Consider the following 19,151-nt stretch of genomic DNA (forward strand, 5'->3'; position numbering starts at 1 on the left):
TGACAAGGAAAAGTCCATGTCCTTTCGTACCCCTTTTGGCTTTAACAGTGATGCCGATGAGATCGTCCAGGACGTCGATTTAACCGGCAAGACGATGATCGTCACAGGCGGCGCCAGTGGTATCGGTACGCAAACCACCCTAGCCCTGGCCGCACGCGGTGCCGCAGTCACGATTGCGGCTCGTCGGCCAAGCGCTGCGGAGGAAGTCGCCCACGTACTGCGCGGGAAGACGGGCAATCCGAATATTGTCGTCCGGCCACTCGACCTGAGCGATTTACGCTCGGTACGCGCCTTCGTCAAAGCGTGGGATGGCCCCGTCCACGCCTTGATCAACAATGCAGGGATCATGGCCTTGCCGACACTTGAGCGCTCTTGCCAAGGCTATGAGATGCAGTTTGCGACGAATTATCTCGGACATTTTGCGCTGACCCTCGGCCTACGCCCACATTTGGCCCACGCGCAAGGCGCTCGCGTCGTCTCGGTCAGTTCGTCCGGCAGCCTTTTCAGCCCCATCTTTTGGGACGACCCACATTTTCGATTCATCCCTTACGATCCACTGCTCGCTTATGCGCAGTCCAAGACCGCATGCATTTTGTTCTCGGTCGGTATTTCGCAGCGATGGGCTGATGATGGCATCGTCTCCAACGCACTCAACCCTGGCGCTATCGCGACTAATTTACAGAGGCATACGGGCGGACTGAGAACGCCGGAACCTCTACGCAAGACGCCTTCTCAGGGTGCATCGACCTCAGTCCTGCTCGCCGCGTCACCCCTGCTGGCTGACGTATCCGGAAAATACTTCGACAACTGTAATGAGGCGCCGACGCTGGATGAACGTCCCGACGGCATATTGGAAGGTGTCGCAGCCTATGCGCTCGATCAGGCCAACGCCAGCCGCTTGTGGGAGCTTTCCGAGAAACTCATTGAAACCGAATGACGAAAGCGCAGCCGGCACCCTTTTGGGTAATGTTTTCTCAAGGATATCGGCTGCAATCCTTTCAGCCCGCGATAAATTCAGCCAAGTCACGATTGATGACTTCGGCATGAGTCGTGCACATACCATGTGGATAGCCCGGATAGACTTTCAAGGTACTATCGGCTAACAGCTTGTCAGCTAATATCGCGGAATCATTGATCGGTACTATCTGGTCGTCGTCGCCATGCATGATCAGCGTCGGGAGCGATATCGACTGCAGATCTTCCGTAAAATCCGTCTCCGAGAACGCCTTGATGCCGTCGTAATGTGCCTTCGCCCCACCCATCATTCCCTGGCGCCACCAGTTCTGAATAATAGCGGCGGATGAAGCACTGTTTTCTCTATTGAATCCATAGAAGGGGCCGCTGGCAACGTCGAGGTAAAACTCCGCACGGTTGGCGGCCAACTGCTGACGAAAATCATCGAATACTTCGATTGGCAGACCGTCAGGATTGCTAGCCGTTTTCACCATGATTGGTGGAACAGCCCCGATCATCACGAGTTTCGACACTCGGCCCTGCGGCTGGCCATACTGGGCAACATAATGTGCAGCTTCGCCCCCTCCTGTCGAATGGCCTACATGGATGGTATTTCGCAAATCCAGATGTTCGACAACGGCGGCGACATCTGCTGCATAGTGATCCATGTCATGGCCCTCGCTCACCTGGGAAGAGCGACCGTGACCACGGCGGTCGTGCGCGATGACACGGTAACCCCGGCTGACAAAGTACAGCATCTGAGTGTCCCAATCGTCTGCGCTCAGTGGCCATCCATGATGGAAAACTATGGGCTGTGCCGACTGCGGCCCCCAATCCTTGAAGAAGATTTCAGTACCGTCGGCAGTCGTGATCGTGCTCATCGTATTTCTCCTGTGCGTGACATGATTCGTAGGCGCCGACATCACCGTGCAGCCGGGCAGAGCAGCCAACACAGCGGCACCTACCCCTGCAGCAATGAGCTTTCGGCGAGTGACACAAACTTCCTGCAAAGTAGCCATATTTCTTTCCCTTGCCATGTTTAATATTGTCGTTGCCGATTTACGTTTTTATGGAACTTCTCCTGCGTTTTCTCGAGACCAGAAATTTTTTATAACCATTCAGATCGTGGCGGTTCCGACCATGACTCTTGCAAGATTTCACGAAGCGGCCCGGCTCACTTGGATTCTTGAATTTCGGCTCTCCAATAACCGGGCAGCATGGACACGGACACCCCTGGACCTGCGCGATCATCCCAACCAAGGGGCTATCGGTTGGCTTTTCCACGCCATAAGCGGATGCGCTTCAAGCGCTTCGGCGATCATGTCATCGGGCGCACCGCGGCGGGTGACGAGTCCTTCCAGATAGCAAAACTCGACCGAGTGAATGCCCAGCGTGGCGAGAATGGCCCTGAGGTGCGGTGTCAGGAAGTTGGGTTGCCGGGATTCGCCGGTCTGGTGGAAGCCGCCGGAGCTGACAATCACCAGTGTTGGCCGATCTTCCAGTAGTCCGACCTTGCCGAGCGGGGTCGAGGTGAAGGTACGGTGTATGCGCAGTACGTAGTCGACCCAGAGCTTGAGTGCCGCCGGCATGCCGAAGTTGTGCATTGGCGTGGTAACGATCAAGCGTCGGGTTGATTCGAGTTCGCCAATCAGGCGCTCGGATAGCGATAACGCCTCGGTCTTCTCGGATGGCACATCGCGCAGGGTCAAAGCTGCAGCGTAGTCGGGCGTCAGCGGCGCCAGAGGCGCTGCAACCAGATCACGCAACGTGACCGCTTCAGAAACGTCCAGCAGCGCTCGAACCAAGCGGTTGCCAAGCGCGTCCTCGCCGTGGGGACTGGCACTGACCCAGAGCGTTCCGGTATTCATCGGGGCGGCTCCTGAGGGTCAAGCGACTGAGAGAAATGCATGCCACGAGAGAGCAGCCCCTGGCGAAAATAGAAGCGTTGCGCCAGTGCCATACCGAGACCGGTATCGAGCACCAGATAGCGGCACCCCAGCGTTCTGGCTTCGCCGCGCACCGCCTCGATCAATCGAGCGCCCAGGCCACCCCGCCTTTGGGTTTCGTCGACGACGAGGTCGTCGATGTAAGCGAAGCGGCCGTACATCAGATTCTCGCTCAGGCGGTAGCCCGCGAGGCCAACCACGACGTGATCGCACCAGGCCGCCAGCAAGCGGTACCCCATGGCCATCTGACGCATGAGCTGGTCGACGAATGTATCGATATCGACTAGATGCGGACGCAGTAGCCGCATGACATCGAAACATCGCTCACACTCCCATTGTGTAGTCACTATCTGCAGACGCATGGCGTTCATCGCATGGGCTCCGTATCGGGGACTTCCTCGAGCACTCAGGCTAAAATCGCGTCATCTCCCTTGGCAGCGCCAAGAACGCTTCGTTTTTCTGGGACAAGCGCATGGCCAGCACTTCCATCGGCGACAGTGTTCGTCCAGACCCTCATCAGGCGACGCCGATTTACCGGCAGTTGTATCAGCGCTTTCGCGCAGCGATGCTGGATGGGCGCCTGGCACCGGGGGCGCGGGTGCCCTCCGTGCGCAGTCTTGCCAGCGAGCTCAACCTTTCGCGCGGCACCGTCGAGCTCGCCTATCAGTTGCTCGTCAGCGAGGGGTATCTGTTGCCGCGTGGTCCTGCGGGAACGATCGTCTCGCCGAGACTGCCTCGCTCCCCGGTGGTAGCGTCTGAAGCGGCCACGAAAACGCCATCGTCTGTACAGCCGACGGCGGGAGCGCTCTCGCCGCCGCCACCGCTGCGCCTGGGGCTGCCGTCGCTGGATGCCTTCCCCGCCAAAAGCTGGACTCGACTGACGCTCGAGCAACTTCGCGCTCAGGCCGAGGCCGATCTCCACTACCCGCCTGCGGCCGGCCACCCGGTATTACGAGAAGCCCTGGTGAGCTATCTCGGCGTCTCACGCGGCATCGTTTGCCGTCCGGAACAGATTGTCATTACCAATGGTTATCGAGATGCACTGGGCCTGATCTGTCAGACACTGCTCGCGCCCGAGGATCTCGGCTGGTTCGAGGAGCCCGGCTACTTCATTGCCCGTGAACGGCTATTGGCCGCGGGCATGAGGCTGGCCCCGGTAAAGGTCGATGCCGGCGGACTCGACGTAAAAGCGGGGTGTCGCGAGGCCGAACAGGCACGATTCGCCGTCGTCACGCCCACCCATCAGAGTCCGACCGGCGTGACCTTGACGCTCGAGCGCCGCCGCGCGCTGTTGGCGTGGGCAAGCCGCCGACAGGCCTGGATCATCGAGGACGACTACGACAGCGAGTTTCGCTACCGAGGCCATCCCATTCCCGCCCTGAAAAGCCTCGACCACGACGACCGCGTGCTTTACACCGGCACCTTCAGCAAGGTCTTGTTTCCTGGGCTACGACTGGCGTACCTGGTCGTACCGACGACCGAAATCGCGCGCTTTCACGCCGTGCTGGCACGCCTGGGCCATGGCTGCCCCAACCTGAGCCAATCGGTGGTGGCGGAATTCATGGCTGCGGGACATTTCGCACGCCACCTGAAGCGCATGAGAGCGCTCTACCGGCAACGTCGCGAGTTGTTGCATGAGGCACTCGTTCGTCATCTCGGGGGAAGCGTTCATATCAATCTTCAGGCCGGCGGCATGCACCTGCTGGCCGAGCTACCCGAAGTCAGCAACGACGCCATCATTGCCAGACGAGCCCGCGAGTCAGGGCTTGGCGGCCATGCGCTGTCGGAGTGGTATCTCGGGCGGCCGCAACGCTCGGGCCTGTTGCTGAGCTTCACCAATCTGAAAGACGCCAGGCAGACGGATGATTTGATGAGAAGGCTCGCGCGGATCGTCGAGACCACCTCCTGACTCACCGAGCGAATCGCCAACAGCGCTTGACGGACATGTCCCAGAATTCATGGCCATTCTTGGCTCTTCGGAACAAGGGGCGCACGGGTCAAGCTGGATCGGCATTTTCCTCTTCACCAGAATGGACGATCCGTCATGAAAGCCAGAATGAACTACTTCCAGACCTCTCCCGAACTCGCGCAGAAATACACCGACTTCAACATGGCGATGTCGAAGCATCCGGTCACCGAAGAGCTGAAGCATCTGGTGACACTGCGAGCCTCTCAGCTCAATGGCTGTGCATTCTGCGTCGACATGCACGTCAAGGAAGCGAAGATCGCCGGCGAGCGCGAGCTGCGTCTGCACCACGTTGCCGTCTGGCACGAGTCGACACTCTTTTCGCCGCGTGAGCGCGCCGCACTGGCCTGGACCGAGGCGCTGACCAGGCTGCCAGCGCATGGCGTCGGCGACGATGTCTACGACGAGGCGAGGAGCCATTTCTCCGAATCGGAGCTAGCAGACCTGAGCTTTCTGATCGTGGCGATCAACGGCTGGAATCGCCTCAGCGTCGCATTCCAGGCCGTGCCAGGCTCCGCCGACAAGGCCTTTGGTCTGGACAAGGCGGGACTCTGATTCGAGGGGGAGTCCAATACAGCGCGCTACGCGCGGGCGCCGTGGCGACGGATTCGCCAAAAGCGGACAGGGAGGTCGCCGGCCGCGATATCACGGGCCGGATCGGACGGCGACGTAAAGTTGAAAGCCTTACAGCACAAATCCCGACCTGCCCGGCGGCTGCCTGATGATCTATCTGGGCGTAACGTGAGCACCGAGCACGGACTCGGCATCCACCGGTATCACGCCGCCATCACCGGTTGACTGCGGGCCCGGCTACGACGGCTCTGCACCAGTTCCACCAACAGGAACAGCGCCAAAACGATCGCCAGCACGATGACCGAGGCCGCCGCGATGGTTGGCGTCGCCTGCAGCAGAATGCTGTCCCACATCTGCCGCTGCAGCGTGGTTTTGAGTCCGCCGCCGATGAACAGCGCCACCGTCAACTCCTCGAACGATTGCAGAAAGCCGGTGAAGAAACCTGCGACCAGCCCACCGCTGACCAACGGCAGCATCACATGTCGCAGCGTCTGCCACCGTCCAGCGCCAAGCGTGCGAGAGACATCGTCGAGCTGCCACTGGTATCCCTTGAAGGTCGACAGCAGAATCACGAAGACGATCGGTAGCGCAATGACCGTGTGACCGATCACGATGCCGAGATCGGTCGCGATCAGGGAGAGATGCGCGAACTGATAGAACAGCGATACCGCAATGACGATCGGTGGCACGATCAGCGGCATCAGCAACAGCAGGAATACCGCGCCGGAGAAGCGGCTACGCCCCCTGGCCATGCCCAGCGCCGCAAGACCGCCGATGACCACGGTGATCGCCGCCGTCACGATGCCGATCACAAACGAGCGCACGATGGCACCGGTCCACAGCGGTGAAGCGAAGAATTGCTCGAACCAGCGCAGGCTGAATCCCTGCGGCGGAAACGTCAGCGCCGTACCACCGGTGAACGCCATCGGCACGAAGCCGAAGATCGGCAGCATCAGCACGAACAGCGCAAGCGTGGCATAGAGACTCAGCCACAGGCGACCACGGCCTCCGCGCCCCAGCAGCGCAAGTCGCTCGCTGACCCAGCCCAGCCCGCGCAGCAGCGAGAGCCCCGATCGCCGGAGAACGCTGTCATGCGCGCGCTGTCGCCCGCCGCCGCCGGACATGCTGGAGATGCCGAAAATCCGGTCATAGATGAAGCAGACGATCAACGCGCAGATCAGCAGCACCACGGCCAGTGCGCAGCCGAGCTGCCAGTTCTGTAGTTTGTTGATCTGCAGAATGATTAGCTGGCCGACCAGCGTCTCCTTAGGGCTGCCCACCAGCTCCGGCGTGATAAAGAAGCCGAGCGAGGCGACGAAGGTCAGAAGCCCGGCCGCGGCGACACCACGCATCGACAGCGGAAAGTAGACTTCCCAGAACCGCCGCCCACCACCGGCACCCAGCGTCGAGGCGGCCGGCAGCAGTCGCCGATCGATCTGGTTGAGGACCGGAATCATCGTCACCACGGCCAACGGCAGCATGGTATGTACCATTGCAAAGACGACGGTAACTTCGTTGAACAGCAAGCGGTCACCGCCCGGAATACCGAGCGCCGCCATCAGCTCCGCGACCGGCCCCTGTCTTCCGAGAATGATCAGCCAAGAGAAATTCTTGATCAGCGCGCTGGTCCAGAACGGCAGCAGGATGAAGAACATCGCCAGACGCTGCTTTCTCGCGTTCAGAGTACTGACCCAGTAGGCGAGCGGATAACCCAACACCAGGCAGTAGATCGTCGTCTGCAGCGCAATCGAGAAAGTCTTCGCGAAAACACGAAGATAGAGCGGACTGGAGACCATCTTGGCAAACGCCGCCGCCGTGAAATCCCCTTGCTTGAAAACGCTCATCGCCAGCACCTGAAGCGTCGGCAGCAACAAGAACAGCAGCAGGAAGATCACGCCAGGCAGGACCAGATGAAACACGTTCCAGCGTGGCATCCAGCTGCTGCCACGACTTGTCGGTATCGCCGTTGCGCTCTGCATAAGGCACCTTTTGTTGTTGTCGGCCGGTGACATTCGGCGCCCCCACCCTGGCCGTGGCGGGCGTTGCCACAGTCAGGATGGAAACGATGGGAGACGTCGATCAGACAGGCGCGACTGTCTCGCGGGGCTCGCTGACATGACGATTCTGCGGACGCGGAAGGCCCAAATGCTCGCGCAGGGTGGTGCCGACATAATCCTGGCGGAAGAGGCCGCGCCGCTGCAGCTCGGGAACGACCTTCTCGACGAAGTCCTCGAGCGTGCTGGGCAGCGCGGGGAAGGTGAACATGAAGCCATCGGAGGCCCCGGCGGCGACCCACGCTTCCATTTGATCGGCAATCTCCGTGGGCGAGCCGCACATCGTCGTCTTGCTTCGATTGTAGCGACGGCAGATCTCGCGCAGCGTCAGGCCCTCGCGGACCATGCCGGCGATCTCCTCGAAATAGACCTGATGGAAGTTGGATGACTCGGGGATCCGCGACAGCGGTACCGGCTCGTCGAGCGGCAGATCGGAAAGATCGGTCTCGATATCCTGCTTCAGGCGCAGCAGTGCCACATCGGGATGCACCATGTCCTGCCAGGACTCGAGCTTGGCCCGCGCGTCGGCTTCGCTCTGGCCCACCACGATGGAGATGCCCGAGAGCACCTTGAGCGAGTCACGATCGCGGCCGTATTTCGCCATCCGCCCCTTGAGGTCATCGTAGAACTTCTTGGCGCCCTCGAGCGAAGAGCCGGTGCCGAAGACGACTTCTGCGGTCTCCGCGGCGAACTCCTTGCCGGTCTCCGAGGCACCAGCCTGCAGCACCACCGGATGGCCCTGCGGCGAGCGCGCCATGTTGAGCGCACCGTGCAGCTCGAAGAATTCGCCCTTGTGATCGACAGCGTGCTGCTTTTCGGGGACGAAATTGAAGCAGTTTGCCTTGTCGATGACGAAGGCGTCGTCTTCCCAGCTATCCCAGAGCTTCTTGACCACCTCGAGAAATTCCTTCGCCTTATCGTAACGGCGCGTGTGAGGCGGCAGCTTGTCGAGACCGAAGTTCTTCGCCGCGTAGTCGTTGGCCGAGGTCACCACGTTCCACGCGGCGCGGCCGTGAGAGATATGGTCTAGCGAGGCGAATTGGCGTGCCAGATTGTATGGCTCGTAGAAGCTGGTCGACGCCGTGGCACCGAGCCCGATGCGCGAGGTGGCCCCTGCGATCGCCGACAAGAGCGTAATCGGCTCGAGCATGTTCATGTACATCGGCGCCCGGCTCCAGGCGACGAGATCGTCGGTACGCGCCGCCGGCGTATCGGCAAAGAAGATGAAATCGAGCTTGCCGCGCTCGGCCAGCTGCGCGATGCCGCGGTAGTAATCGACATCGGTCGGCGCATCGTCCTGGGCTTCCGGTAGCAGCCAGGAGGCGGGATGAATGCCATTGGCTTCGATCAGCGCGCCAATGACCATTCGAGAAGATTGCGGTGTATCACTCATTGCGAATTCCTGATGACGGAGCGATTGATAACGGAGCGGTCATTACCGAAGGCACAGTGGCCGAAATCTCAGCCCAGCAGCAGCCACTCCTGAAAGCGATTGGACAGCTCGTCGTAGTGTTCACCCCAGTAAGCCGAGTCGAGCTCTGCCAGGCCTTCGAGATTCTTCGGATAGCTTGGCAGCAACTTGGCACGGTCTTCGGGGATATGGTCATAGGCCTTGAGATTGCTCGGACCGTTGGCGACCTCGCCGGCATAGATCGCTTGCTGCTCGGGGCGCTGACAGAAGCGCACGAACTGACGCGCCTGCTCCAGTCGCGGCGTACCTGCCGGGATCGACCAGCCATCCATCGAGTAGAGACCATCCCAGACAAGCTCGACAGGGGCGCCGGAATCCTTTGCAGCCAGCGCGCGCGCCGACCAGGTATCGGATAGATCGACCTCGCCGTTCTGCAGAATCTGCGTGTTCTGCGCGCCGCTGTTCCACCACACCCCGATGTCGCCACGGATCTTGTCGAGCTTGGCGAAAGCGCGGTCCACGTCGAGCGGATAGAGCTTGTCCCGGGGGACGCCATCGGCGAGCAGCGCGCACTCGAGCATGCCCCACGGGCTGTTGTAGAGACCGCGGCGCCCGGGAAACTTCTGTGTATCCCAGTAATCCGCCCAGCTCTTGGGGGCGCCTCCCGTAAAGGCATCGCTACGATAGGCCATGGCAATGGCAAAGACCGAGAAGCCGAGCCAGTTCGACTGTACCGCGCCGTTGACGTACCCCGACGGATCTACCTCGTCGAGCTGAAGATCCGCCAGATAGTTCTTGTCCTCCGTCAGGCGCGCCACATGATCCTGGGTCACCATCGAGACGTCCCAGATGTAGCTCTCGGAATCTACCAGCAGCTTGAATTGCGTCACCGGATCGGAGTCATGCGCCACGTTGACCACCCGAATGCCGGTCTCCTTCTCGAACGGGTCGTAGAATGCCTTGCGCAGCGCCGGCGCGATGGCACCGCCGACGTCGGAGACGGTAATTGAGTCAGCGGCTTGCGCACTGCGCATCGACCACAGCGGCAGAGTGGCACTGGCCAGCGCCGAGGAACCGGCCAATTTCAGCAGGGTACGACGAGAGACTTTCATGGATTCACTCCGTTTATTGCTGTTGTTGTCAGGAACACGCGACTGTCAGGGCCACGTGGATAATGCGTCTTCGGTCAGACCTCATCGAGCATCAGCGCGTCAGAAACCGAGCGTTCTCCGCCGCCCAGCCGAGACCGACTCGGCTACCGATCTCGAGCATTGATGCGCCGGCCGCTTGCCGGGCGGTGACGACGAGTTCCGGCGCAACCTGAATCAGCAGCCGTGTCTCGGCACCGGCGTAGACCCTCTCGACGACTTCGCCTTCCAGATAACGGTCGTCACCGTTCAGCGCGATGTGCTCCGGACGTACCACCAGGGTGCCTTCGATACCGCCGGCGATAGACTCGGGGAGTGGCAAAGAACCAAACACCGTCTCCATTACCCCCCGATCCGTGGTCTTCCCGGCAAAGAGATTCGAGACGCCGATGAAGTTGGCCGCGAAAACGCTCTCCGGATGTTCGTAGATCTCCTCCGGGCGACCGACCTGCTCGATTCGGCCACCGTTCATCAGACAGATCCGGTCGGAGAGCGCCAGCGCCTCTTCCTGATCGTGGGTCACGAAGACGATGGTCGCCCCCGTCTCGCGGTGCAGCCGGCGAATTTCCATCTGCATGGTTTCACGCAGCTTTCGATCCAGTGCGGAGAGCGATTCGTCCATCAGAATCAGCGAGGGCCGATAGATCATGCAGCGTGCCAGCGCCACGCGCTGTTGTTGCCCCCCGGAGAGCGCATCGGGAAAGCGATCGCCGAGATGGCCCATGCCCACCATCTCGAGCACCTCTTTCACTCGCTCAAGCGTCTGGGCCCGCGGCTCGCCGCGCATTCGCAGTGGGAAGGCGACGTTCTCGCTGACGGTGAGGTGCGGGAACAGCGCATAATTCTGAAACACGACACCGACATCACGCTGGTTGGCAGGCAGCGCCGTCTGGTCGATGTCGTCCATGAGCAGCTTGCCGGTACTCGGTTTGACCAACCCGGCAATCAGCTGCAAGAGGGTCGTTTTCCCCGACCCGGAAGGGCCGAGCAGCGTCAGCAGTTCACCCTCGCGGATGTCCAGATCGAGCGGATGCAGCGCCTGGAAATCGCCATAGGCCTTGGAGAGCCCCTCGATTTTCAGCTTGGTTGGAGCTAGAGATTCTTGCGGTGGGACGTCAAGCTTGGCTTCTCGCGCGACATCCTGGCCGGCGCCCGCCAGTGAGGCAGTCACGACCGGTTCATTCGTATCGCCTGGATAGAGCTCTACATGATTTGCGGTGCCACGCGCTGACGACATGAGCGAAGGCCTCTTGGCAATAAATTGTTGTACTTGTAGGGAACAAAGGATCCGGCACACGCGGTCTTTCAATCCGCGTAGGAAGGGTCTTCGCTGTCCAGAATGCGCTTCATCTCTTCGAAGTGAGCCATCGAGAAGTCGCGGATCGATTCCCAGTCGCGCGCCGTCGCTTCGGCGACGTGATCCGGCAGCACGTTGAGCGGCTGCCCGGTGGCATAGGCTTGAACGAGCGTGCGGCAGGCGCGCTCCAGCGTGTACATGTCATCGAAGGCCTCGCCGACGGTCTCGGCCGCCACCATCACGCCATGATTACCCATCATCAGGCGGGTCTTGTCGCCGAGCAGGCCAGCCAGACGCTCGCCTTCGGCCTCGCTGTTGGCCATGCCGCTGAAGCCGTCGTCGACCGCCACGCGGTTGAAGTAGCGCCCGGTGTTCTGATCGATCGGCAGCACTGTCGGGTCTTTCAGCGTGGCGATGGTCGTCGCGTAGGGAGGATGAAGGTGCAGCACGACACGCGCGTGCGGCATCAGTCGATGCATCTGACCGTGGATCGCCCAGGCGGTGGGATCGACGACCTTGTTCAGATCCGGCGCTTCACCATCGAGATCGAAAAGCACCAGGTCGCTGGCCCGGATGGTCGAGAAATGTTTCCACTTCGGGTTCATCAGAAACCGCCGGCCATCGGCGGAGATGGCTGCACTGAAGTGGTTGGCGACGGCTTCGTGCAGACCCTGCTTGGCGACGATGCGGAACAGCGCCGCCATGTCTACGCGCAGCTGCGCCTCGTCGGGAAGCGTCGATTCAGCCATGGGAGAAGATCCTTGTCGTTGTTGTATCGAGGAAGCCGAAGAACATCGACTTTCGTCTCGTAGGTCATTGCATCCAACGCTACTGAGCCCCGTTGAATTTTTAAAATATGTTTATTCTCACCTCGGCATCAGTTTTTCCTATTTACGCGTCCCCTTCTGCTGCCACCGGCCCGAGTTCGCTCTTTTTCAGAAAATTCACCATGGCCTGGGCCGCCGGGCTGAGACGAATGCCTTTCAGTGTCGCCATGCCGACTGTCAGTGCGCGTACGTCTCCCTCGAGCGGAATCGTACGAAATGCCTTGCCGTCGAGCGACAAGTGTCGCCCTGGCGGGACGTTCAATAGCGAAAATCCGAAGCCATTGGCAACCAGCCCCCTGACCATGCCGAGCGAGGTGGCGCGATGGGCAATCTTGGGTTGTCGCGGCGCATCGACGAACAGAGACAGGAAGTAGTCACGACTCATCGGCCAGTCGAGCAGCACCATCGGGTACTCGCTCAAGGTATCGATGGATAGCCGCTCGTGCGATGCCAGCGGGTGGTCCGTCGCAACTGCAGCGTAGGGAGGGAAGCGGCAGAGTGCCTCGAACTCGATGTCGTCGGGCACCTGCATGTCGTAGATAAGACCGAGTTCGTAACGGCCGTCGCGCAGACCTTCGACAATATCGACCTGGTGGCCTTCGTCGCACTGGGGCTCGACGCGCGGGAACTGTTCGAGGAACGCCTGCATGAGCCGCGGCATGAAGATGGGCGCGAAGGTGTGGAAAGCCACCAGATTCAACGGCCCTGCGATATCCTCGCCGAGCGAGACCGCGAACTGCATCAGGCTATCGGCGTCGTACAGCAGGTTGCGCGCGCGAGCCAGAAACTGTGTCCCTGCCGTCGTCAGCGACAGGCCCTGAGCGTGATGCCGAACGAACAGCTGCACGCCCGCCGCCGTCTCCAGATGGGCGATCGCGGCCGAGATGGAGGGCTGAGAGACATGCAGCTGCTCCGCCGCCCGGGTGACGCTTTTCAGCTCACCGGCGACAACGAAATAGCGAAGCTGCTTGAGAGTAGCGTGCAGTATGACGACCTCCCGTGCGGTCATGCGTCAGGATCGGTCGATCATCATTGACCTTTCGTGGAACACTGACAAGCGGTCGACAGTCGCAGCCAAACACCGATGTTACTCGCCCGGCACACCGTAACTGGGCGCGGCGTCCGGCTTGCGCGCCCGTGTGACGTAATCCTCGAGCTGCGGCGCGTAGCGCGTCCATAGAGCGCGAAGTTCGGTGATGGGCGCCTCACCCCAGTCGACGCGCAGATTGGTCACCGGCCAGGACTCGTTCGGGCGGGCAACGACAAGCCCGGCCGAATAGATCGGGCCGGCTTCGCCGCCAGCGGCGAGTCCGGCTTCCATAGCGACGAGCAGCCTTTCCGCCAGCGGCCCTTCGCTCTGCTCGAAGGCCCGGACCATCGCCTGCGGTACGCCGGCATCGGCCAGCAGGTTGCCGGCAGCCACGCAGTCGACGCCGTCGGCACGCCCGACCACGCCCAACGCGTTGTCGCCGTCATACACCGCCGTGCGACCCTGGCCATCGATCAGCAGCAGCTGGCGATACTCGGGCGCCGCCTCACCGGCCAGCAGCCGTTCGAGGGTCTCCTGAGGCGAGCGTCCGGCCGCCATCAGCGCGAGCCCCTGGGGGCCGAGCGCAGGATTCGTAACGTTCTGGGTGAGCACCGCACCGTTGGGGCCAGCGAAGGCGCAGCGCGCCGCCACGCAGATACTCGACGAGGTGACCGCGCAGCCGGTCTCGCCGGTCTCGGCGCAGCGCGCCGCGATCGAAAAGGTCATGCGCCCTCCTCGGGAATGACCGCGATCACATCGATCTCCATGAGCCATTCAGGCTGTGCCAGGCCGGCGACGACCAAGCCGGTCGAGATCGGGAATACGCCCCGCAGCCATTTGCCGACTTCGCGATAGACCGGCTCGCGAAAGCGCGGATCGGTGATGTAGGTCGTCGTCTTGACGATGTGGGAAAGATCGCTGCCCGCTTCCTCGAGCAGCTGTTTGACGTTCTTCATCGCCTGCTCGGCCTGGGCCCCGGGATCGCCCAGCCCGACCAGATTACCCTCGAAATCCGTTCCCACCTGACCGCGCACGTAGACCGTATTGCCGGCGCGCACTGCTTGGCACAAGTCATTGTCCAGCGTCTGGTTGGGATAGGTTTCCCGGGTGTTGAACATGCGAATACGGGTATGCGTCGGCATTAGCTGACCCTCTGGGTGCGTGAATCGAATGGCGCCGCCCGCTCGGGGGCGGTGGATACCGCCTCGATCGCATCGTAATGGGCGAGATAGCCGCGCATCTTGGCGATGTGGTCGGCGATATGCTTGGCATCGTGCCACACCCCCCAGATGAAACTGGAGCCACGCCGGGAAAGCCACGGCAGCCCGAGGAAATAGATCCCCGGTTCGCTGGCGACACCGCGCTGATGGCTCGGCCTGCCGCTGTCATCGAAGGCGTCGACCTCGAGCCAGGCGTAATCCTGCGAGAAGCCGGTCGCCCAGATGATGGTCGTGATGCCGGCCCGTGCCAGATCCAGATCGGCGAGCGGATTGACCACGCACTCCGGATCCGGCGGAATGATACGGGCTTCCGGCTCCAGCGGCAGTTCGAGGCCGTTACGCTCGGCGTAGGCATCGGCGCCATCGAGCATGGAGAGATAGTTGGCATCGCCGGCATCGAGATTGGCGCGCAGGTCCGGTGCGAAATGCGCCACGCCAGCATCAAATTTTTCGGTGCGGCCGACCAGCGTCACGCCCTCTTCGGCCAGACGACGGAAATCGATGGTGTAACCACCGCGCGCGCCAGTCACCGCGATGGTGACGTGCTCGGAACCCGGTGTGCGCACTTCGTTATCCCACTCGCCAAGCACGCCCAGCCACCAGACGAAGTCACGACCGCGATAGGCGCGCGGCGGGCGGCTGTGCGGGCCGACCGAGAGATAGACCTTACGACCCGCCCGGTTGAGCTCGGCGGCGACCTGAGTGCCGGAAGATCCCGCTCCGACCACCAGCACGGCACCATCGGGCAGCTGCTCGGGGTTGCGATAGTCAGCGGTATGCAGCTGGGTCAGCCGCACATCTCGTGGTGCAATCGAGGGGATGACCGGTGTCTGGAACGCCCCCGTCGCCGCCACCACGCGCTGCGCCTCGATCGTGCCGTCGGAGGTTTCGACGGTAAACCCGGGGCGCCCCTGGTTGGGCGTCACGCGCGTGACATCGACGCCGGTACGAACCGGGGCTTCGAAGTGACGCGCGTAAGCTTCGAAATAGTCTGCCACCTGCTCCTTGGGTACGAAGTCGTCCGGAGACATCGCCGGAAACTCCATACCCGGGAAGCGGTCATGCCAGGCCGGCCCGTTGGCGACCAGCGAGTCCCAGCGCCGCGTGCGCCAGCTCTCGGCGACGCGGTCGCGTTCGAGCACCAGATGCGGCACGCCCTGGCGAGTCAGATGCTCACTCATGGCGATGCCGGCCTGACCGGCACCGACGACCAGGGTGTCAGTTGTTGTTATATCGACTTTCATTGGCGTGTCCTTGAAATCAAGCATCCAGCGGCGAGCCGGTGTGGAAGTCACGGTTGTAGTAGTAGAGCGGTTCGGCACGGCTGGTCCGAGCCGCCACCACGTCGCCTACGAAAATGGTGTGCGTGCCGTAATCGATCATCCGTCCCACATGGCAGTCGAAGCTCGCCGCCGCGTTCTCCAGCGCCGGTGCACCGGTCGCCAGCTCATCCCAGCGAGATTCGCTGAAGCGGTCGCCGTCGGCGGTGTCGCGCATCCCCGCGAACACACGGGCAATATCCGACTGCTCGGCGTTCAGCACGTTGACGCAGAACGTGCCGCGCGCCTTGATTGCCGCGCCGGTGTTGCTGTCGCGATTGACGCAGATCAGGATCGAGGCCGGCTCCGCGGAGAGCGAGCACATGGCACTGACGGTGGAGCCCTTGCGCCAGTCGGCATCACCCGTGGTGACCACGGTGACGCCGGTGCCGACGTAGCGCATGGCATCGAGAAACGTCTGGGAGTCGCAGTTGGGTGCGAGAGAGGGCTGCGCGGCCGTCGCCGGCTGGGTGAAGCTCATATCAGCCTCCGAAGTGTTACGGCAGATTGTTATTGGTTGTCTGCCATCACACTAAAGAGGGTCCAAGCATCGTTAAAATATTGTTATCTGTTCTTCGGGATTAAAAAAACGGATTCAGCGTCAATCTCCTCGCCGCCGGGCTCGGAGCCCCTCGGCGAAAGTCCGCGATGCTCATGGTTCAATACACCACGTTGCGGATGAAGCGCAGCAGGCCCTCGCCATCGTTACGGTAGCGATATGGCTGATCGGTGGGATAGACGTGGAAGTCGCCGGCGGCGATCAGGCGCTCACGATCGCCCAGTTCGAGCGTCAGCTTCCCTTCAATGACGACCACCATTTCATGCCAGCCGTGATGATCGGCACTGGAAACGTAGACCTCACCCGCCGCCAGCGACCACGACCATAGCTCGACCTCCTGACGCGCCGGCTTGCTGGCCAGCAGCCGCGCGTGACTGCGCGGCGATTGGCCAATCCAGGCGATCTCGTCGATGCGCGAGGAATCCTCGCTGTCCGGCGGCTGTACCAAGGTATAGAAAAGAACCCCTAGCGCTTCGGCCAGACGGTCGAGCGTGCCGAGGCTGACGTTGACATCGCCCTTCTCGATATTGACCAGCATGCGACGGCTGACGCCGGCGCGCTCCGAGAGGGTCTGCTGGCTGAGTTCGGCTTGCTGACGCAAGCGCTTCACGTTGGCGGCGACGTGAATCAGGACATCGGGGCGATCGTTAGAGTTGTGCAATATATTGCCCATTTGTAGAATCGGCTCTCGATACGGTTCGCATCATGCCGCAGCGCACAGGGGGGTGTCATGTCAGTCGCCATCAGGGATCTGCTCACTCGCATCTGGCCCGTTGCCATGCTGCTCGTCGCCATGTGCTCGATCCAGAGCGGCGCGGCGCTGGCAAAGACCCTCTTTCCGCTGATCGGCGCGACCGGCACGACCTCGATACGTCTGCTGCTCGGCGCGCTGCTGCTGCTGATCGTGATGCGCCCCTGGCGCAAGCGACTCAGTCGCCGCGCGTGGAAGTCGACGTTGATCTACGGCATTTCGCTGGGCGCCATGAACCTGATGTTCTATCAGGCGCTGGCGCGAATTCCCCTCGGCATCGCCGTGGCACTGGAGTTCACGGGGCCGCTCGCCGTTGCCATGCTCACCTCGCGCCGCCGACTCGATCTGATCTGGGTCGCGTTGGCCATCGTCGGGCTGACTCTGCTTCTGCTGCTCGGCGACGATGTCGACGGCGCGATCGATCCGCTCGGCGCCGCCTTCGCGCTGGGCGCGGGTGCCTGCTGGGCGCTCTATATCCTGTTCGGCCAACGGGCCGGGGCGGTCAACGGCGCGCAGAGCGCGACGCTTGGCATTACCATCGCCGCAATGGTGATCGCGCCCATCGGGCTGATCGACATCGGTCCGGCGATCTTTGCGCTCGATATTCTTCCCTTCGCGCTGGGCGTAGCGGTTCTCTCCACGGCGCTGCCCTACACGCTGGAGATGGTCGCGCTCCCCCGGCTGCCGACCTCGACCTTCGGCACCCTGATGAGTCTGGAGCCGGCGGTGGCCGCGCTCTCGGGCCTGCTGTTCCTCGCACAGCACCTCGCCACGTTGCAGTGGTTTGCCATCGGACTGATCATCGTTGCCTCCATCGGCACGACCCTGACGGCCGGGCGCCGCGAGACATTCGAAGCGCCGGTGCCGGACTGACACCGAGTAAGTCGACAGCGCGACAGTATTAGACGATAGGTTAACGACCCTTTAGGCTGCTAGCGTTTTTCTCTCGCCTTCAGGAGCCTGACCCCATGTCGTCGGTCATCAGCGTCGTGTTACCCATCTTCGGTCTGATTCTGGTGGGCTATCTGTGCCGGCGCACCGGCAGACTGGGCGAAACCGCCGCTTCCGAGCTTAATCGATTCGTGGTCTGGCTCTGCCTGCCGGCGCTGCTGTTTCGTACCACGGCAACGGCAAGCTGGCAGGAGATCTGGCATCCAGGATTCATTGCCACGATCACCTTACCGACGCTGGCGATCTTTGCCATCACGCTCGGCTATCGTCTGCGCGGCAAGCGCCATCTGGTCGATGCCAGCATCGATGGGCTAGGCGCGGCTTACGCCAACACCGGCTATGTGGGCATTCCGTTGAGCCTGCTGGTACTGGGCGAATCGGGACTGGAACCGGCGCTGATCGCCACGCTGATCGTGGTCTGCGTGCTGTTCGCCATCGCCGTGGTGTGCATCGAGATCGGCCTGCAGGCAGAGCAGTCCTACGCGAAGGCCGTGGGCAAGGTGATCAGAGCGCTCGGCAAGAACCCGCTCGTGGTGTCACCCATACTCGGTACGCTGTGGGCGATAAGCGGCACAGCGCTCCCCGGCCCGCTCGACGAGTTTCTCCAATTACTGGGCAAGGCCACCACGCCTTGCGCGCTGGTGTCGCTGGGGCTATTTCTGGCCCAGAAGCAGAGCGGCTCGACCCAGGGCGCGTGGGGACTGGTCGGCCTCAAACTGCTGCTGCACCCGTTGATCACCTGGTATCTCGCCTTCCACCTCTTTGCGCTGCCGCCGCTGTGGGCCAAGTCGGCGCTACTGATGAGCGCGCTGCCGACCGGAACCGGCCCCTTCATGCTCGCGGAATTCTACCGCCGCGAAGCCGCCGTCGTTTCTCGAACCGTACTGCTGTCGACGCTGGGATCGGTCGTCACGCTGTCGCTCTGCCTCTACTGGCTGTGACCCAAGCCACTCTCGGATATCGGCGACCAAGGGAGATGAGTCACAGCAAGGTAAATCCGAAGACGAGGATGGGAAGAGAGGCAAGAAGGCCGAGGAAGGCCAGATCAGGAAGGCAAGACCAGGCAGGTTAAAATGGGAAAAGCAGACGGCGCCATTGCCAAGCGGCGTGAGCGATGTCTCGCTCACGCCGCTTGGCAATGGCGC

General features: G+C 61.8%; 19 protein-coding genes. 5 read left to right on the forward strand and 14 right to left on the reverse strand.

Annotated features, from left to right (window positions below):
* Positions 1–16 precede the first annotated feature (16 nt).
* A complete protein-coding gene (locus IE125_RS18750) occupies positions 17–937 on the forward strand; it encodes an SDR family NAD(P)-dependent oxidoreductase (RefSeq protein ID WP_229809210.1) in 921 nt (306 codons plus the stop codon).
* A 61-nt stretch (positions 938–998) separates the two neighbouring features.
* Here the strand turns inward: IE125_RS18750 and IE125_RS18755 are convergent, their stop codons facing one another.
* The 3 genes from IE125_RS18755 to IE125_RS18765 all read right to left on the reverse strand — a co-directional run bounded on the left by IE125_RS18755 (position 999) and on the right by IE125_RS18765 (position 3,271).
* The gene (locus tag IE125_RS18755) at positions 999–1,835 is read right to left on the reverse strand and encodes an alpha/beta fold hydrolase (RefSeq protein ID WP_189446214.1); all 837 of its coding nucleotides are present in this window, start codon (positions 1,833–1,835) and stop codon (positions 999–1,001) included.
* Positions 1,836–2,201: 366 nt separating this feature from the next.
* Entirely contained in the window at positions 2,202–2,822 is a 621-nt protein-coding gene (locus IE125_RS18760) for an FMN-dependent NADH-azoreductase (RefSeq protein WP_189446215.1), read from the reverse strand.
* The gene (locus IE125_RS18765; RefSeq protein ID WP_189446216.1) at positions 2,819–3,271 is read right to left on the reverse strand and encodes a GNAT family N-acetyltransferase; all 453 of its coding nucleotides are present in this window, start codon (positions 3,269–3,271) and stop codon (positions 2,819–2,821) included. Before IE125_RS18765 ends, IE125_RS18760 begins: the two co-directional genes overlap by 4 nt.
* A 101-nt stretch (positions 3,272–3,372) precedes the next feature.
* On the opposite strand from IE125_RS18765, the gene pdxR reads away from it, so the two are divergent.
* Together pdxR and IE125_RS18775 are read left to right on the forward strand one after the other, a co-directional pair.
* Positions 3,373–4,809, forward strand: a complete 1,437-nt coding sequence (gene pdxR / locus IE125_RS18770) for a MocR-like pyridoxine biosynthesis transcription factor PdxR (protein WP_189446217.1) — start codon at positions 3,373–3,375, stop codon at positions 4,807–4,809.
* A 135-nt stretch (positions 4,810–4,944) separates the two neighbouring features.
* Entirely contained in the window at positions 4,945–5,421 is a 477-nt protein-coding gene (locus tag IE125_RS18775; RefSeq protein WP_189446218.1) for a carboxymuconolactone decarboxylase family protein, read from the forward strand.
* Positions 5,422–5,642: 221 nt separating this feature from the next.
* Here IE125_RS18775 and IE125_RS18780 read toward each other — a convergent pair whose 3' ends face one another.
* From IE125_RS18780 to IE125_RS18830, 11 genes are all read right to left on the reverse strand, one after another.
* Positions 5,643–7,373 carry an ABC transporter permease subunit gene (locus IE125_RS18780; protein ID WP_229809211.1) on the reverse strand — a complete coding sequence of 577 codons (1,731 nt, stop codon included), beginning with the start codon at positions 7,371–7,373 and terminating at the stop codon, positions 5,643–5,645.
* A gap of 145 nt (positions 7,374–7,518) precedes the next feature.
* A complete protein-coding gene (locus IE125_RS18785) occupies positions 7,519–8,886 on the reverse strand; it encodes an LLM class flavin-dependent oxidoreductase (RefSeq protein ID WP_229809212.1) in 1,368 nt (455 codons plus the stop codon).
* Between the two features lie 68 nt (positions 8,887–8,954).
* Complete coding sequence (locus IE125_RS18790; RefSeq protein WP_189446220.1) at positions 8,955–10,016, reverse strand: ABC transporter substrate-binding protein; 1,062 nt, start codon at positions 10,014–10,016, stop codon at positions 8,955–8,957.
* Between the two features lie 91 nt (positions 10,017–10,107).
* Entirely contained in the window at positions 10,108–11,223 is a 1,116-nt protein-coding gene (locus IE125_RS18795) for an ABC transporter ATP-binding protein (protein WP_229809213.1), read from the reverse strand.
* A gap of 134 nt (positions 11,224–11,357) precedes the next feature.
* Entirely contained in the window at positions 11,358–12,098 is a 741-nt protein-coding gene (locus tag IE125_RS18800; protein WP_189446222.1) for a class II aldolase and adducin N-terminal domain-containing protein, read from the reverse strand.
* A 142-nt stretch (positions 12,099–12,240) separates the two neighbouring features.
* Complete coding sequence (locus IE125_RS18805) at positions 12,241–13,185, reverse strand: LysR family transcriptional regulator (protein ID WP_229809214.1); 945 nt, start codon at positions 13,183–13,185, stop codon at positions 12,241–12,243.
* Positions 13,186–13,263: 78 nt separating this feature from the next.
* The gene (locus IE125_RS18810; protein WP_189446223.1) at positions 13,264–13,932 is read right to left on the reverse strand and encodes a DUF1028 domain-containing protein; all 669 of its coding nucleotides are present in this window, start codon (positions 13,930–13,932) and stop codon (positions 13,264–13,266) included.
* Entirely contained in the window at positions 13,929–14,348 is a 420-nt protein-coding gene (locus IE125_RS18815) for a RidA family protein (protein WP_189446224.1), read from the reverse strand. The genes IE125_RS18810 and IE125_RS18815 overlap by 4 nt, the downstream gene beginning before the upstream one ends.
* On the reverse strand, positions 14,348–15,670 hold the full coding sequence (locus IE125_RS18820) for a flavin-containing monooxygenase (protein ID WP_189446225.1): 1,323 nt from the start codon (positions 15,668–15,670) through the stop codon (positions 14,348–14,350). The genes IE125_RS18815 and IE125_RS18820 overlap by 1 nt, the downstream gene beginning before the upstream one ends.
* Before the next feature lie 16 nt (positions 15,671–15,686).
* A complete protein-coding gene (locus IE125_RS18825; protein ID WP_189446226.1) occupies positions 15,687–16,226 on the reverse strand; it encodes a flavin reductase family protein in 540 nt (179 codons plus the stop codon).
* Between the two features lie 178 nt (positions 16,227–16,404).
* Entirely contained in the window at positions 16,405–16,977 is a 573-nt protein-coding gene (locus tag IE125_RS18830) for a helix-turn-helix domain-containing protein (protein WP_189446227.1), read from the reverse strand.
* A gap of 57 nt (positions 16,978–17,034) precedes the next feature.
* Between IE125_RS18830 and rhtA the strand changes: the two genes are divergently transcribed.
* Together rhtA and IE125_RS18840 are read left to right on the forward strand one after the other, a co-directional pair.
* Complete coding sequence (rhtA, locus tag IE125_RS18835; RefSeq protein ID WP_189446228.1) at positions 17,035–17,928, forward strand: threonine/homoserine exporter RhtA; 894 nt, start codon at positions 17,035–17,037, stop codon at positions 17,926–17,928.
* Between the two features lie 95 nt (positions 17,929–18,023).
* On the forward strand, positions 18,024–18,947 hold the full coding sequence (locus tag IE125_RS18840) for an AEC family transporter (protein WP_189446229.1): 924 nt from the start codon (positions 18,024–18,026) through the stop codon (positions 18,945–18,947).
* Positions 18,948–19,151 lie beyond the last annotated feature (204 nt).

The sequence above is a fragment of the Salinicola rhizosphaerae genome (genome assembly GCF_014652715.1).
Classification (GTDB): Bacteria; Pseudomonadota; Gammaproteobacteria; order Pseudomonadales; family Halomonadaceae; genus Salinicola; species Salinicola rhizosphaerae.

What these genes read in the sequence shown, in the direction of transcription:
- IE125_RS18825 (WP_189446226.1), bottom strand. Translation starts at nt 16,226, where the DNA reads ATGAGCTTCACCCAGCCGGCGACGGCCGCGCAGCCCTCTCTCGCACCC.
- IE125_RS18815 (WP_189446224.1), bottom strand. Translation starts at nt 14,348, where the DNA reads ATGCCGACGCATACCCGTATTCGCATGTTCAACACCCGGGAAACCTAT.
- IE125_RS18775 (WP_189446218.1), top strand. Translation starts at nt 4,945, where the DNA reads ATGAAAGCCAGAATGAACTACTTCCAGACCTCTCCCGAACTCGCGCAG.
- IE125_RS18840 (WP_189446229.1), top strand. Translation starts at nt 18,024, where the DNA reads ATGTCGTCGGTCATCAGCGTCGTGTTACCCATCTTCGGTCTGATTCTG.
- IE125_RS18805 (WP_229809214.1), bottom strand. Translation starts at nt 13,185, where the DNA reads ATGACCGCACGGGAGGTCGTCATACTGCACGCTACTCTCAAGCAGCTT.
- rhtA (WP_189446228.1), top strand. Translation starts at nt 17,035, where the DNA reads ATGTCAGTCGCCATCAGGGATCTGCTCACTCGCATCTGGCCCGTTGCC.
- IE125_RS18750 (WP_229809210.1), top strand. Translation starts at nt 17, where the DNA reads ATGTCCTTTCGTACCCCTTTTGGCTTTAACAGTGATGCCGATGAGATC.
- IE125_RS18830 (WP_189446227.1), bottom strand. Translation starts at nt 16,977, where the DNA reads ATGGGCAATATATTGCACAACTCTAACGATCGCCCCGATGTCCTGATT.
- IE125_RS18780 (WP_229809211.1), bottom strand. Translation starts at nt 7,373, where the DNA reads ATGCCACGCTGGAACGTGTTTCATCTGGTCCTGCCTGGCGTGATCTTC.
- IE125_RS18800 (WP_189446222.1), bottom strand. Translation starts at nt 12,098, where the DNA reads ATGGCTGAATCGACGCTTCCCGACGAGGCGCAGCTGCGCGTAGACATG.
- IE125_RS18785 (WP_229809212.1), bottom strand. Translation starts at nt 8,886, where the DNA reads ATGAGTGATACACCGCAATCTTCTCGAATGGTCATTGGCGCGCTGATC.
- IE125_RS18760 (WP_189446215.1), bottom strand. Translation starts at nt 2,822, where the DNA reads ATGAATACCGGAACGCTCTGGGTCAGTGCCAGTCCCCACGGCGAGGAC.
- IE125_RS18755 (WP_189446214.1), bottom strand. Translation starts at nt 1,835, where the DNA reads ATGAGCACGATCACGACTGCCGACGGTACTGAAATCTTCTTCAAGGAT.
- IE125_RS18765 (WP_189446216.1), bottom strand. Translation starts at nt 3,271, where the DNA reads ATGAACGCCATGCGTCTGCAGATAGTGACTACACAATGGGAGTGTGAG.
- IE125_RS18810 (WP_189446223.1), bottom strand. Translation starts at nt 13,932, where the DNA reads ATGACCTTTTCGATCGCGGCGCGCTGCGCCGAGACCGGCGAGACCGGC.
- IE125_RS18790 (WP_189446220.1), bottom strand. Translation starts at nt 10,016, where the DNA reads ATGAAAGTCTCTCGTCGTACCCTGCTGAAATTGGCCGGTTCCTCGGCG.
- IE125_RS18820 (WP_189446225.1), bottom strand. Translation starts at nt 15,670, where the DNA reads ATGAAAGTCGATATAACAACAACTGACACCCTGGTCGTCGGTGCCGGT.
- pdxR (WP_189446217.1), top strand. Translation starts at nt 3,373, where the DNA reads ATGGCCAGCACTTCCATCGGCGACAGTGTTCGTCCAGACCCTCATCAG.